Source organism: Ralstonia sp. Ralssp110, from assembly GCF_047325135.1.
GTDB classification, from domain to species: Bacteria; Pseudomonadota; Gammaproteobacteria; order Burkholderiales; family Burkholderiaceae; genus Ralstonia; species Ralstonia mojiangensis.
Genome location: NZ_CP168610.1, coordinates 2,941,917 through 2,956,879 on the forward strand (window position 1 = coordinate 2,941,917; position 14,963 = coordinate 2,956,879).

Annotated in this window: 10 protein-coding genes and 1 pseudogene; 8 read left to right on the top strand and 3 right to left on the bottom strand. The window is 62.0% G+C overall.

Annotated features, from left to right (window positions below):
* Positions 1-6: 6 nt before the first annotated feature.
* The 3 genes and pseudogenes from ACEN9T_RS22695 to ACEN9T_RS22705 all read right to left on the bottom strand — a co-directional run.
* Positions 7-4,851 carry a beta strand repeat-containing protein gene (locus ACEN9T_RS22695; protein ID WP_413707122.1) on the bottom strand — a complete coding sequence of 1,615 codons (4,845 nt, stop codon included), beginning with the start codon at positions 4,849-4,851 and terminating at the stop codon, positions 7-9.
* A complete protein-coding gene (locus ACEN9T_RS22700) occupies positions 4,821-5,978 on the bottom strand; it encodes a hypothetical protein (RefSeq protein WP_413708514.1) in 1,158 nt (385 codons plus the stop codon). Before ACEN9T_RS22700 ends, ACEN9T_RS22695 begins: the two co-directional genes overlap by 31 nt.
* 441 nt (positions 5,979-6,419) lie before the next feature.
* A pseudogene (locus ACEN9T_RS22705) lies at positions 6,420-7,127 on the bottom strand (IPT/TIG domain-containing protein); the annotation flags it as partial.
* Between the two features lie 827 nt (positions 7,128-7,954).
* Between ACEN9T_RS22705 and ACEN9T_RS22710 the strand changes: the two are divergent.
* From ACEN9T_RS22710 to ACEN9T_RS22745, 8 genes are all read left to right on the top strand, one after another.
* Positions 7,955-8,938, top strand: a complete 984-nt coding sequence (locus ACEN9T_RS22710) for a cytochrome-c peroxidase (RefSeq protein ID WP_413707123.1) — start codon at positions 7,955-7,957, stop codon at positions 8,936-8,938.
* A gap of 38 nt (positions 8,939-8,976) precedes the next feature.
* Complete coding sequence (gene gspG / locus ACEN9T_RS22715; protein ID WP_413707124.1) at positions 8,977-9,438, top strand: type II secretion system major pseudopilin GspG; 462 nt, start codon at positions 8,977-8,979, stop codon at positions 9,436-9,438.
* 30 nt (positions 9,439-9,468) lie between these two features.
* The gene (locus ACEN9T_RS22720; protein ID WP_413707125.1) at positions 9,469-10,659 is read left to right on the top strand and encodes a type II secretion system F family protein; all 1,191 of its coding nucleotides are present in this window, start codon (positions 9,469-9,471) and stop codon (positions 10,657-10,659) included.
* Positions 10,660-10,784: 125 nt separating this feature from the next.
* Positions 10,785-12,380, top strand: a complete 1,596-nt coding sequence (locus ACEN9T_RS22725; protein WP_413707126.1) for a GspE/PulE family protein — start codon at positions 10,785-10,787, stop codon at positions 12,378-12,380.
* Positions 12,361-13,188 carry a hypothetical protein gene (locus ACEN9T_RS22730; RefSeq protein ID WP_413707127.1) on the top strand — a complete coding sequence of 276 codons (828 nt, stop codon included), beginning with the start codon at positions 12,361-12,363 and terminating at the stop codon, positions 13,186-13,188. Before ACEN9T_RS22725 ends, ACEN9T_RS22730 begins: the two co-directional genes overlap by 20 nt.
* Positions 13,185-13,769 carry a PilN domain-containing protein gene (locus tag ACEN9T_RS22735; RefSeq protein WP_413707128.1) on the top strand — a complete coding sequence of 195 codons (585 nt, stop codon included), beginning with the start codon at positions 13,185-13,187 and terminating at the stop codon, positions 13,767-13,769. Before ACEN9T_RS22730 ends, ACEN9T_RS22735 begins: the two co-directional genes overlap by 4 nt.
* Positions 13,766-14,428, top strand: coding sequence for a hypothetical protein (locus ACEN9T_RS22740; RefSeq protein WP_413707129.1), 663 nt, complete (start codon positions 13,766-13,768; stop codon positions 14,426-14,428). Before ACEN9T_RS22735 ends, ACEN9T_RS22740 begins: the two co-directional genes overlap by 4 nt.
* Positions 14,425-14,949, top strand: coding sequence for a hypothetical protein (locus ACEN9T_RS22745; protein WP_045202542.1), 525 nt, complete (start codon positions 14,425-14,427; stop codon positions 14,947-14,949). The genes ACEN9T_RS22740 and ACEN9T_RS22745 overlap by 4 nt, the downstream gene beginning before the upstream one ends.
* The last annotated feature ends 14 nt before the right edge of the window (positions 14,950-14,963 follow it).

Consider the following 14,963-nt stretch of genomic DNA (forward strand, 5'->3'; position numbering starts at 1 on the left):
CTTGCTCTATGGGCGCAGACTGAATTGCTTCAGGCTCAGGGCCCCGCTCACTGCGGTCGCGTAGCTGTTTGGCGTGACCAATACGGTGTAGATACCTGTGCTCGGCAAGCCCAAGTTGTTTGTCCCCGTACTTGACAACGCCGGAACGCTGCAACTGCCGTTCGTGCTGAAGCTGCCGCAATTGACGACCGTGGTGACGTTGTCGGGAGCGATTACCGTGATAGTGACGGTGCTGCCAGCTGGTGTAATGGCTGCGCCGCTGAAGCCCAGATTCAGAAACTGACCCGCCGTCCCCGTGAAGCTGTAGCGACCCGTCGCACCCGCCACCTGGCTGATCGCCAACGACGGACCATCCACCGTCAGCGTCCCACTGGCCGGGGCCAGCAACTGCAGCCCAATCTGGCCCGTGGTGGCCTGGTACGGGTCCATGAACACCGTGTACGTACCGCTCTTCTGCAGGTTCGCCAGCTGGAACACGCCGTTCGGTTGGTAGCCGCTCGCGACGTTCCACGCGCTTGCCACGGCGTTGCCACTCGGGTCAACCACCGACAGATTGCCGTAGCTGCCCGGGAACGTCGCCCCAGTCCACGCCAGGCTCAAGTTCTGGCCCGCTGTGGCGCTAAACGTGTAACGCGCGTTCTGACCCACCCGGCTCGCAACGAACGTCGTCACCGGTGCATTCGGCACCAGCGTGGCCGCAGCGTCATTGGACAGCGTCAGGTTGCCCGTCAGCGCCGTGGTCGCACTGCCCGGCGTCACCACCACCGTGTACGTGCCGCTGCTCGGCAGCACTGGCACGTTGCAGCTGTTGCCTGGCGCATAGAAGTTGCCACAGTCGGCCAGCGTCGTGACGTTGTCCGGTGCCATCACCCTGACCCAGGCATAGCCGCCGTTGGGTGTCGTGACCAGCGTGTCCAGGCCCAGACCCAGCGTCTGCCCTGCCGTCCCCGTGAAGCTGTAGCGACCCGTCGCACCCGCCACCTGGCTGATCGCCAACGACGGACCATCCACCGTCAGCGTCCCACTGGCCGGGGCCAGCAACTGCAGCCCAATCTGGCCCGTGGTGGCCTGGTACGGGTCCATGAACACCGTGTACGTACCGCTCTTCTGCAGGTTCGCCAGCTGGAACACGCCGTTCGGTTGGTAGCCGCTCGCGACGTTCCACGCGCTTGCCACGGCGTTGCCACTCGGGTCAACCACCGACAGATTGCCGTAGCTGCCCGGGAACGTCGCCCCAGTCCACGCCAGGCTCAGGTTCTGGCCCGCTGTGGCGCTAAACGTGTAACGCGCGTTCTGACCCACCCGGCTCGCAACGAACGTCGTCACCGGTGCATTCGGCACCAGCGTGGCCGCAGCGTCATTGGACAGCGTCAGGTTGCCCGTCAGCGCCGTGGTCGCACTGCCCGGCGTCACCACCACCGTGTACGTGCCGCTGCTCGGCAGCACTGGCACGTTGCAGCTGTTGCCTGGCGCATAGAAGTTGCCACAGTCGGCCAGCGTCGTGACGTTGTCCGGTGCCATCACCCTGACCCAGGCATAGCCGCCGTTGGGTGTCGTGACCAGCGTGTCCAGGCCCAGACCCAGCGTCTGCCCTGCCGTCCCCGTGAAGCTGTAGCGACCCGTCGCACCCGCCACCTGGCTGATCGCCAACGACGGACCATCCACCGTCAGCGTCCCACTGGCCGGGGCCAGCAACTGCAGCCCAATCTGGCCCGTGGTGGCCTGGTACGGGTCCATGAACACCGTGTACGTACCGCTCTTCTGCAGGTTCGCCAGCTGGAACACGCCGTTCGGTTGGTAGCCGCTCGCGACGTTCCACGCGCTTGCCACGGCGTTGCCACTCGGGTCAACCACCGACAGATTGCCGTAGCTGCCCGGGAACGTCGCCCCAGTCCACGCCAGGCTCAAGTTCTGGCCCGCTGTGGCGCTAAACGTGTAACGCGCGTTCTGACCCACCCGGCTCGCAACGAACGTCGTCACCGGTGCATTCGGCACCAGCGTGGCCGCAGCGTCATTGGACAGCGTCAGGTTGCCCGTCAGCGCCGTGGTCGCACTGCCCGGCGTCACCACCACCGTGTACGTGCCGCTGCTCGGCAGCACTGGCACGTTGCAGCTGTTGCCTGGCGCATAGAAGTTGCCACAGTCGGCCAGCGTCGTGACGTTGTCCGGTGCCATCACCCTGACCCAGGCATAGCCGCCGTTGGGTGTCGTGACCAGCGTGTCCAGGCCCAGACCCAGCGTCTGCCCTGCCGTCCCCGTGAAGCTGTAGCGACCCGTCGCACCCGCCACCTGGCTGATCGCCAACGACGGACCATCCACCGTCAGCGTCCCACTGGCCGGGGCCAGCAACTGCAGCCCAATCTGGCCCGTGGTGGCCTGGTACGGGTCCATGAACACCGTGTACGTACCGCTCTTCTGCAGGTTCGCCAGCTGGAACACGCCGTTCGGTTGGTAGCCGCTCGCGACGTTCCACGCGCTTGCCACGGCGTTGCCACTCGGGTCAACCACCGACAGATTGCCGTAGCTGCCCGGGAACGTCGCCCCAGTCCACGCCAGGCTCAGGTTCTGGCCCGCTGTGGCGCTAAACGTGTAACGCGCGTTCTGACCCACCCGGCTCGCAACGAACGTCGTCACCGGTGCATTCGGCACCAGCGTGGCCGCAGCGTCATTGGACAGCGTCAGGTTGCCCGTCAGCGCCGTGGTCGCACTGCCCGGCGTCACCACCACCGTGTACGTGCCGCTGCTCGGCAGCACTGGCACGTTGCAGCTGTTGCCTGGCGCATAGAAGTTGCCACAGTCGGCCAGCGTCGTGACGTTGTCCGGTGCCATCACCCTGACCCAGGCATAGCCGCCGTTGGGTGTCGTGACCAGCGTGTCCAGGCCCAGACCCAGCGTCTGCCCTGCCGTCCCCGTGAAGCTGTAGCGACCCGTCGCACCCGCCACCTGGCTGATCGCCAACGACGGACCATCCACCACCACGGCACCGTTGTAGGACGTATCCGGTGGCGTAGTAGTGCCTGTTTTCCAAACTCCCAGATCGAGGGTTCCCGTGTTCGTCTGGGATGGATCTACGAACAGAGTGAACGTCCCGGTTTGCTGCAGGTTGTTCAACGGATAGACAGTCGCAGACGTACTGGCGTACACGGTCCAACTCGCCAACGTATTGCCGGCTGGCCCATAGACCGTCAGCGTCGTCTGGGCTGGCATTACCCCGCCCTGGCTGATGGTGCCCCCGGAGCCTGAGTTTCCGTCGCTCCCTGGAACGAATGGAGGTTTCGCGCTGATGCTGATGTTGTCGCCAGCATTCGCGCTGAACGTGTAGCGCCCATTCTGACCAACTCGGTTCGTGGAGAAGAATGTCACCGTGCTCAGCGTGTCCCTGATATCGCTGGACAGCGTCAGGTTGCCCGTCAGCGCCGTGGTCGCACTGCCCGGCACCACCACCACCGTGTACGTGCCGTCGCTCGGCAGCGTCAGGTTGCAACTGTTACCTGGCGCAGAGAAGTTGCCGCAATTGACTAGCGTCGTGACGTTGTCCGGCGCCACCACCGCGACCCCCGCATAACCCCCGCTGGGTGTCGTGACCAGCGTGTCCAGGCCCAGACCCAGTGTCTGGCCCGCCGCCCCCGTAAAGCTGTAGCGGCCCGTCGCACCCGCCACCTGGCTGATCGCCAACGACGGACCATCCACCGTCAGCGTGCCGCTGGCCGGCGCCAACAACTGCAGCCCAACCTGGCCCGTGTTGGCCTGGTTCGGGTCCATGAACACCGTGTACGTCCCGCTCTTCTGCAGGTTCGTCAGCTGGAACTCGCCGTTCGGGTAGTAAGTACTCGAAACGTACGGAGAGCTCGCCACCGTGTTGCCGCTCGGGTCAACCACCGACAGGTTCGAGGGGTAACCTGCGAACGTCGCCCCAGTCCACGCCAGGCTCAGGTTCTGCCCCGCCGTCGCGGTGAACGTATAACGCGCGTTCTGGCCTGCTCGGGTCGTCGCGAACGTCGTCACCGGTGCATTCGGCACCAACGTGGCCGCAGCGTCATTGGACAGCGTCAGGTTGCCCGTCAGCGCCGTGGTCGCACTGCCCGGCACCACCACCACCGTGTACGTGCCGTCGCTCGGCAGCGTCAGGTTGCAACTGTTACCTGGCGCAGAGAAGTTGCCGCAATTGACTAGCGTCGTGACGTTGTCCGGCGCCACCACCGCGACCCCCGCATAACCCCCGCTGGGTGTCGTGACCAGCGTGTCCAGGCCCAGACCCAGTGTCTGGCCCGCCGCCCCCGTAAAGCTGTAGCGGCCCGTCGCACCCGCCACCTGGCTGATCGCCAACGACGGACCATCCACCGTCAGCGTGCCGCTGGCCGGCGCCAACAACTGCAGCCCAACCTGGCCCGTGTTGGCCTGGTTCGGGTCCATGAACACCGTGTACGTCCCGCTCTTCTGCAGGTTCGTCAGCTGGAACTCGCCGTTCGGGTAGTAAGTACTCGAAACGTACGGAGAGCTCGCCACCGTGTTGCCGCTCGGGTCAACCACCGACAGGTTCGAGGGGTAACCTGCGAACGTCGCCCCAGTCCACGCCAGGCTCAGGTTCTGCCCCGCCGTCGCGGTGAACGTATAACGCGCGTTCTGGCCTGCTCGGGTCGTCGCGAACGTCGTCACCGGTGCATTCGGCACCAACGTGGCCGCAGCGTCATTGGACAGCGTCAGGTTGCCCGTCAGCGCCGTGGTCGCACTGCCCGGCACCACCACCACCGTGTACGTGCCGTCGCTCGGCAGCGTCAGGTTGCAACTGTTACCTGGCGCAGAGAAGTTGCCGCAATTGACTAGCGTCGTGACGTTGTCCGGCGCCACCACCGCGACCCCCGCATAACCCCGCTGGGTGTCGTGACCAGCGTGTCCAGGCCCAGACCCAGTGTCTGGCCCGCCGCCCCCGTAAAGCTGTAGCGGCCCGTCGCACCCGCCACCTGGCTGATCGCCAACGACGGACCATCCACCGTCAGCGTGCCGCTGGCCGGCGCCAACAACTGCAGCCCAACCTGGCCCGTGTTGGCCTGGTTCGGGTCCATGAACACCGTGTACGTCCCGCTCTTCTGCAGGTTCGTCAGCTGGAACTCGCCGTTCGGGTAGTAAGTACTCGAAACGTACGGAGAGCTCGCCACCGTGTTGCCGCTCGGGTCAACCACCGACAGGTTCGAGGGGTAACCTGCGAACGTCGCCCCAGTCCACGCCAGGCTCAGGTTCTGCCCCGCCGTCGCGGTGAACGTATAACGCGCGTTCTGGCCTGCTCGGGTCGTCGCGAACGTCGTCACCGGTGCATTCGGCACCAACGTGGCCGCAGCGTCATTGGACAGCGTCAGGTTGCCCGTCAGCGCCGTGGTCGCACTGCCCGGCACCACCACCACCGTGTACGTGCCGTCGCTCGGCAGCGTCAGGTTGCAACTGTTACCTGGCGCAGAGAAGTTGCCGCAATTGACTAGCGTCGTGACGTTGTCCGGCGCCACCACCGCGACCCCCGCATAACCCCCGCTGGGTGTCGTGACCAGCGTGTCCAGGCCCAGACCCAGTGTCTGGCCCGCCGCCCCCGTAAAGCTGTAGCGGCCCGTCGCACCCGCCACCTGGCTGATCGCCAACGACGGACCATCCACCGTCAGCGTGCCGCTGGCCGGCGCCAACAACTGCAGCCCAACCTGGCCCGTGTTGGCCTGGTTCGGGTCCATGAACACCGTGTACGTCCCGCTCTTCTGCAGGTTCGTCAGCTGGAACTCGCCGTTCGGGTAGTAAGTACTCGAAACGTACGGAGAGCTCGCCACCGTGTTGCCGCTCGGGTCAACCACCGACAGGTTCGAGGGGTAACCTGCGAACGTCGCCCCAGTCCACGCCAGGCTCAGGTTCTGCCCCGCCGTCGCGGTGAACGTATAACGCGCGTTCTGGCCTGCTCGGGTCGTCGCGAACGTCGTCACCGGAGCGCCAGGGGTCAGCACTCCTGTCTGCTCAGATGTCAGAAGCAGCGAAACATTGGCAGTGTGAGAACCATCGATTCGTGCCAGCAAGCGGTAAGTACCCTTCTGGGGTATTGCCGGCAGGGTGCACTTGTTCGCTGTAGTAACTGTGCACGAAACCAGCACGGCACCGGAGGGAGCGTAGACGCTCAGCGCAAGTTGTTGACTGCCGTTTGCAGGCGTAGCCGAGAAGTCGGCAACCCCGAGCCCAAGCCGCTGACCCGCCACGGCATCAAAGACGAACAGTCCCGCACTGCCCACCGTGCCCAGGGTAGAGGTCGTCGCCGCACCGTCCGGAACGATACGCTGCGTGTCCACAATCGTGCTCGACGACACTCCGGTCGGCACGACGTAGAAATCGTTCGCGCTGATTGCGCTGCCATTGGCTGTGGTAACCGAGATCTTGCCAGACCCGGCCTGAGGCACCGTCGCGACAACCTGCGTTGGCGCAGTGACTGCGGTAACTTGCGCCTGGGCGGCGCCAAATACAACATTGTTGGCTGCCGTCGCAGGCTGGAATCCAGTCCCTGTGATCGTGACCGAAGTTCCGGCCAAGCCCAGCGATGGAGTGAAGCCGGTGACGGTAGGTGGTGCCGCGCTCGTGCCAATAACAAAATTGGTCGAAGAAACAGCGGTGCCGTTCGTATTGGAAACCGAGATTGGTCCGGTTGTGGCGGCAGAAGGAACTGTGACGCGGAGAGCTGTGGCGCTCGCTGCGGTCACCGTCGCGGCCACGCCATTGAACGCGACCGAATTGGCGCTTGCCGTGGTGCTAAAGCCGCTGCCTAAGATCGTGACGCTGGTGCCCGCAGGGCCGCCGCTGGGCGAGAAGCTCGCAATAGCCAGCGTATTCGCCGTACTTGCTTTGACTGCCGTGATGTTGCCGACCGCGTCGTACGCATATTGGGTACTGGTGCCGTCTGGAGCAACAACCTGAATGAGACGTCCAAGGTCGTCATAAACGAACCCAGTGTTAGCGGCATGACAAGCGTTGCTAACAAACAAAACACTGCTTACGGCGAGAAACGCAAACGCCCGAGCCAGATCAGTGAACGAAAAATAGAATTTGGCACGTGCAGCGCGCACGATGCCACTTGCGCTTTGCGCAAACACATTTTCGGACCTGGCCATATGGGTCCACCCCCTGGGTATTTCGATCTTTGTTTTTCGTTCTAAGCAGGAGCCGATCCATTAGACCGGCAAGCGGCAACGCAGGTAATACCACTGCACTTGAAACATACACACGTCTCTGCCACTCGCGCTGTTCGGTAACCAAGGGGCATACCCCTTAATCACCATCAGCATGAATTGCCGTAACAAAACCGTAACCAGCCGGTTCGGTGACAAGCTTCCAACGAGATCACACAGCTCCATTCAACAGGACCGTCGCCCGCGCGAACGGCAGCCTGCCAGCTTGTCTAGCAAATCGCAATATTGGTGAAGAGGGGTACTCTCCTTAAAGAATCCATAACACTCCACAATCAGGAAGTGTGTTATTTGCGACCCTGAATACACTCGCGCCATTCACGTTTTCACAACAAGCCGACCATTGACAGCGTTAAGTCGTGGGTGACAACATGCTCGGAAAGTAAGGCACGTTTTTTCGCTAATAAAATCCCGTGGTCGACCATGACAAATATCACCTTCACCAAGGTGACGGCATGGTTTTGCCTCACGGTTCAATAAAGTAGGTTCAGGGGGTGGGTCCGTTGGCACGATGGCCTTTCAGCCAGGCTGCTTCGCGTTCGCGTCGCTCAACGCTGGTTGCATTTTCTGTACGTAAAGCCCTGCCTGCGTTGCGCAATGGGGCTCGACGAGCGCTACCCGTCCTCTCAGCGACGGGTGCGCTTGCTCTCCTAGCTTGGGCTGTTCAGCCTTGGCCGGCACCGGCAGCCAGCACGTCGGAATCGGATCTTCTCGGTCTGCCCAAAGTTGAGGGGCGTCCACCAAGCCCTGCGATGATCGCCCTGGGCCAAAAACTTTTCTTCGACCAGCGGCTCAGTAGTGACGGCACCCGCAGTTGCGCCAGTTGCCACTCACCGGACCAGTTCTTCGACGATGGCCTGCGCGTTTCCAAAGGGATCGGCGAGCGCTTGGGGACCCGCAACGCGCCAAGCTTATTGAACGTTGCATATAACACCTCCCAATTCTGGGAAGGTAGAGATCCCACACTCGAAAGCCAAGCTCTCCGGCCGCTGACCAATCCTCGAGAAATGGGCATGCCGGATGACGCGGCCGTGCTTCACGTAATCGCGCAAGACCCGAACTACGTGGAGGCTTTCAAGCACGCCTTCGGAGCTAGCGAAGTATCCCAAGTGCGTATTGAGCAAGTTGCGCAAGCATTGGCTGCCTATGAGCGCACACTGCGTGCTGGCGACTCAGCATTAGATCGCTATGCGTTTGGGGGCGACAAAAACGCCCTCAGCGCGAGCGCTGTGCGAGGGCTAATCCTATTCACGGGAGCCGCCCGTTGCTCCACTTGCCACACGATCGAACGTGATCACGCCCTGCTTACTGATAACCAATTTCATGCGCTGTCGGTCGGCATGGAACGCATTAGTGGGCATTTGGCGCAATTGACTACCGAGTTGGCTACTCAGAAGCAGAAGGGCGTGCCGCTGGACCAGATCATTCTCTCGAATGACGACTTCGCCGAATTAGGACGGTTTGTAGTGTCCCTCGATCCTAAGGACATCGGCAAATTTCGCACGCCCAGCTTGCGCAATGTGGCGAAGACGGGTCCCTATATGCACGATGGCGGTGTGCCCACGCTCTTGCAGGCAGTCGACTATGAGGTCTACTACCGCAGCAACGAACAAGGCCGACCTTTGCTGCTCACTCCCATGGAGCGTCAGGACCTGATCGCGTTCCTGGAAGCGCTGACCACCAGTCCGCAAGCTCTCGCTAGGCTGAACCCAGCCCCCCATGCAGCGCATCGCTGAGCTACTGCGGCGATACCAGTACCTAACCCTGACGAATCATGGCATCCGTAAGATGTTCTAACGAGCGCCGCTCCGCCCTGGCTCGACCGAGCCGAGGACTGCGCGGCTTCACCCTGCTGGAACTGCTGGTCGTGCTGGTCATCATCGGCTTGCTAGCATCGTATGTTGGGCCGAAATACTTCTCCCAAATCGGAAAGTCGGAGATCACGACGGCCAAGGCCCAGTTGGAAGCCTTTGAAAAGGTTCTGGACACTTATAGGCTGGACGTCGGCCGCTATCCGAGCACCGAAGAAGGTCTGCAGGCGCTGATGGTGGCGCCGCCTACGGCCGGCGCCAAATGGAGCGGCCCCTATCTCAAACGCGAGGTGCCGCTGGACCCGTGGGGGCACGCCTACGTGTACCACGCTCCCGGCGCCAACGGGGAATACGAGGTCCTCAGCTACGGCAAGGACGGCCAGCCTGGCGGTAGCGGCGAAAACGCCGACATCGTCCGCCCCTGACGGCCGCATTGGTAGCCGGAGGAGACTCGCGTGAAGTTCGAAGTACGCGTCCTATCTCGTTCGAATGCGATCCAGCTGCTAAGCGTCGAGGCGCGGAGCGAAGCGGACGCCCTACGTCAGATACGAGACCAAGGACTGCAGGCGCTGGGCATCCGCAGTTCGCGAGTGGCGCGGGCCGCCACAGGTTGGCGGCGTAAGCGCTTTTCGCTGCTGTTATTCAGTCAGGAACTGCACGCTCTGCTGCTTGCCGGTTTGACGCTGATGGAGGCACTTGAGGGCCTGATCGAGAAAGAGGCTGCACCTGAAGCGCGAAGCGTCCTGCAAAGACTCATCGCCCTTATCCGCGAAGGTCAACGCTTTTCCGCGGCCCTTACGGCGATGCCAGAGGCATTTCCTCCCCTGTATGTAGGCCTGATGCAAGCGGCGGAGACCACCGGCGCACTGCCCGCAGCGCTGGCGCGTTATGTTGAGTATCAGCAGCGCGTGGACGTGGTACGCAGCAAGATCGTCAGCGCGTCGATCTATCCGGCCATCCTCATGGTTGTGGGGGGCTTGGTTACCATTTTTCTCGGCGGCTACGTCATCCCCCGATTTGCTTCTATTTACAAGGATTCGGGGCGCGAATTGCCGCTGATGTCAGCTTGGTTGCTGGGCACAGGCCAGTTTGTAGCCGAACACACCCTGTCGACAGTGATTGCAATGGTGGGCACCCTTGCCGCAACGGTTGTTGCGGCGGCACGCCTGCACAAGAGTGGAGCTCTGTCCCGGGGGGTGTTGCGGCTGCCGGCGGTGGGACCGCGCGTGCAGCTGTATGAAATGTCCCGGTTGTACCTGACGCTGGGGATGCTGCTGGAAAGCGGTATCCCGGCAGTGGCGGGCTTACGCATGAGCGAGGGTGTCGTCTCGCGCCACGTGTTGGATAGATTGCAACGTGCACGCCACGCCATCGAAGCAGGGGCACCCTTTGCAGACACCTTCCATGACAACGGCCTGACGACGTCGATTTCGTTCCGGATGCTGCGGGTAGGAGAGCGCTCTGGCAAGTTGGGGGCCATGCTGATTCAGGCCTCCAACTTCTACGACAACGATATCTCCCGCTTTATCGACCGGTTCACCCGAGCCTTCGAGCCAATCATGATGCTGCTTATCGGCGTAGTCGTCGGCGTCATCGTTGTGCTGCTGTACCTGCCGATCTTCGACCTAGCGACTTCCCTGCAATGACAGACACGAGTCAATTGTCCTCACGTGCGTCACCGGGCACGGATGACAAGGTCAAAGACGCTGTCCTGAGCGTTGATGACTTACACGCGGTGTGTGAACGTGCCAATTCCTTGGGCCTATCGCCCATGCAGGAATTGGAAGTTCTCTACGATGGGCGCTTGCGCACCCTCGCAGCTTGGCTGGCAGAAGTGCTCGGCTGGCCGGTGGTCGACACCCAGCAGATGGACCAAAGTCAGCCGAGGTTCGATCGGCTGCCGCTTGTGGAGGCGATGCGCCGGCATGCGGTCTTGTTGCAGACGTCGGATCAAATCCTCGCCGTTGTTGCAGATCCTTTCGATATGGAGCTGCAGAGTTGGCTTGCCGCCCGTGCAGCCGCCACGGTGGATTTTCGCTTGGCGCTGCGATCCGATATCCAAGCCTACCTCGCCAAGCAAGAACAGTCGGTGCGTGCCGTCGACAGTGTTGTCGCCGACGCAGACGAAGAAGCTCGCGGATCTCGCGCGACAGAAGTACTGTCCTTTGCGTCAGTCAGTGTGGCCGCCAGCCCCGCGGTCAAACTGGTCAACTCGACCCTATATGACGCGCTGCGGGCGACGGCCTCCGACATACACCTGGAAAGCACCGCATCGGGGCTCACCATCAAGTACCGCGTCGATGGCGTGCTCGACCATGCCCGCTCGATCACCGGGCGCGACTTGGCGGCACAGGTGATCTCGCGCCTGAAAGTGCTGGCGGAACTTGACATCTCCGAGCGACGGGTGCCGCAGGACGGGAGTTTCCAGGTCCAGTCCAATGGCCGGGACATTGACCTGCGGGTTTCGGTAATGCCAAGCATTCATGGCGAGGACGCGGTGATTCGCATCTTGGACAAGCGCGCCATGATCGAGTCCTATGGCGCATTGTCGCTGGAGGCCTTAGGTTTCGATGACGCATCCCTGGTCACCTTGCGCCGACTCAGCGATGAACCCTACGGCATGCTGTTGGTGACTGGGCCGACTGGCTCTGGCAAGACCACAACGCTGTATGCAGCGCTCACAGAAATCAACAACGGCCGCGACAAGATCATCACCATCGAGGATCCCGTCGAGTACCAACTGCCGGGAATCTTGCAGATCCCTGTCAATGACAAAAAGGGATTGACCTTCGCGCGAGGCCTGCGCTCGATCTTGCGGCACGACCCCGACAAGATCATGGTGGGAGAAATTCGCGACCGGGAGACGGCCGAGATCGCGGTGCAATCTGCGCTGACTGGTCACCTCGTGCTTACGACCGTGCATGCCAACAACGTGTTCGATGTGTTTGGTCGTTTCACGCATATGGGTATCGATCCCTATGCCTTCGTTTCTGCACTCAACGGCATCTGGGCGCAACGCCTGATCCGCAACAACTGTCCGCATTGCACCCGAGACACGGACGCCGATCCCACAATGCTCTCGCGCCTGGGTCTGCGGGCTGAGGATGTGCAAGCTTACCGCCTACGCGCCGGCACGGGCTGCGGTGATTGCCGTGGAACCGGCTATAAGGGGCGCACCGCGATCGCGGAAATTCTGTCGCTCAACGACGAACTACGCGAGCTGATCGTGAACAAGGCGCCGGTACGCCACCTGAAGGAAGTGGCCGCTAAGCACGGCACCCGAAGCCTGCGTGATGCTGCCCTCAAACTCGCATGCGCAGGCATCACGACACTGGAGGAGGTCAAGCGTGTCACTCTTCAGTCCTGACCGCTATCGCCTGCAGATCGCCGAACGAACGCTTGTCCTGAGCAAGCGCGGGGCACGCGAACGCGAATGGCAACAACAGGCCACCGGGGAACACCCTGGAATCGCGTGCGAGCCAGAGTTCTCGACAACGCTCACGCAGTTCTGCCAACTGCGCTTGCCGCGGCGTGCTCGCTGGTCAGTGCTGGTCGATAACGAACTGGCGCGATTCTTTATGCTCCGCCCCCCAGAACGCGTTGCGGGTCTGCGGGAGCTGCAATTGGTGAGCGCTTTGCGCTGTGAGTCACTGTTTGGCGACCCGGCTGAAGACTGGGCGTGCATGGGCGACTGGCACGCCCGTAATCCGTTTCTGGTCTGCGCGCTGCCGAAATCCCTGATGCGAACGCTTGCAGCTGTCGCATCCCTGCGACGCAGCCGTCTCGATAGCGTGTCCTCGCACTTCGTGCAAACCTGGAACGAGTGTGCTTCACGTATGCGTCAGCAGCAAGCGTGGGTCGCTGATGTCAGCGCGCAGCACGCCATGCTTGTGGCCACATCCGGGGGGCGACCCGCAGCAGTTTCCCAGCTCACTTCATCGGGATGGGAAAACATTGATGGCCTTCGAACCGTGATCCGGCGTACAAGCCTGCAATGGGGTCTGGCCTTGCCAACCACCCTATATGTGGCCGGGGAGTCGATGCGCCACTGGCACGGGCAGAGCGTCGACGGCTGCGCCATCCAACATCTGATGCCGGCGCCCACTCGTGAGCCGCTGCAACAGCAGGCGACGCCCGAAACGCCGTACCTGCCAGCTGGGGAGCCACAAGCGTGAAGCGACTGCATATCGACTTTGCGGCCAGCACAAGATCGCGCTTTGCACCCACCAGTACGGCGCTGATGCTGATCATTGCAGGGATGCTGGGTTGTGGCCTCGCGCTGCCCCACGTGGTGCACTTAGTCCAACAGTATCAGTCGCTCGGCGAGCGCCTGATACGGGTAAGTGAGCGCACGCAGGTCTTGGCACATCAACAAGAACAGTCCATCAAGAGTTTGACACCCGAGCAGGTCAGTACCGTTAACCGCGCCGTGCGGCGCCTTAACGTGCCATGGCGGGATCTCTTCGACATGCTGGAGCTGGCCACACCACAGACGGTTGCATTGCTTTCACTGGAGCCCGATGCCGATCGTTCAGTGCTGAAACTCAGCGCCGAGGCAGCGACGGTCGACGACATGATCGAGTACGTCCAGCGCCTTAAGTCGCGCCCCGAAGTCCAGTCGGTGTCCCTCAACAAGCACCAAGTGGACGCCAAGGATCCCTATCACCCAGTGCGCTTCACGCTGACCTTGAACTGGCGGTATCCCGAGCGACTACAAGCACCCGCGGCGAGCGAATCGCACAAGGGAGCAGCATGAGAGTGCGCGTACCAAGCAACCTCGCCTTGAGGCTGCGTTTGACGTTGCACCGGCAGAATTGGCTGATCTGGGTCGGCGTCGCACTGCTGGTCTGCGCCGCCACTTTGCGCTGGATCGCACAGCCTTGGCTGGAAAAGCGGAACAGCGAGACGATCCAGGCCATCCAGGGAAGCCTGGCGCAGCGTAACACGTCAAGTGTCCCGGGGCATGCGTTGAGTCGCGCCGAGCTTGCCACCCAGCGGGCTCAAGCCTTTTTCAAGATGCTGGGTGACGAGCATTCGTTCGAACAGAACCTCAGCTCGCTACTAACCTACGCCAAGGATGCGGGGCTCACAGTAGCAGAAGCAAACTACGATCATGCAACAGCGCCCAAGGCAGGGATGACGCTGGAAGGCGTCGCACTCCCATTGACCGGCACCTATAGCAGTCTGCGTACGTTCTGCGAAACCACGCTGCAACATCTGCCTTTTGCTTCGCTGGACTCGGTTCAGTTCAAACGCAGTTCAGTCGCAGCCGATGCGGTAGAGGCGAAGCTGCACCTGACGCTGTACCTGCGCAATGGGCCCTCGACGACTCCAGTGACGACATCCTCCGACTCCATCGCAACGAGTCAACCGTCTCTAGCAGACGTCCAACATGCAACGGCGGAGGCGCCTTGAAGCCCCGACACATTGCAATGGGAGCGGCTTTTCTGGCGGCCGTTTGCTTGGCGGTCTGGGGTAACCAAGACAAGCCTCCAACAGTCGTCGAAGGGACCCGCGGAGGGATCGCCAGCGGACCTCGCGCTGCGGTGGAACCACGGCCCTTAACGCCGGAAACGTTGCCGAACTCTCCCGAAATGGTGCTGGAACTTGCCCCCCGTGAGCAGTTAATCGGACATATGCAGCGCGACGAATCGCGCAGCCTGTTCGTCGCGCATAGTTGGGCCCCTCCCGCACAGTCCGCCGGTGCACCGGCAGAACCTGTCGCGCCAACAGCTCCTGCGCTGCCCTTCACATACCTCGGTAAAGAACAATCTGGTCAGACATGGCAGGTATTTCTAGCCAATGGGGATACCACGCTGGTGGTGGGGGAGAAAGACAGTATCGACGGCCAATACAAGGTGCTGTCGATCACGCCACCGATCATGACCTTCGAATATCTACCGCTGCACGAGCGGCAAACACTGCAGATCGAATGAACAACAGAAATTTT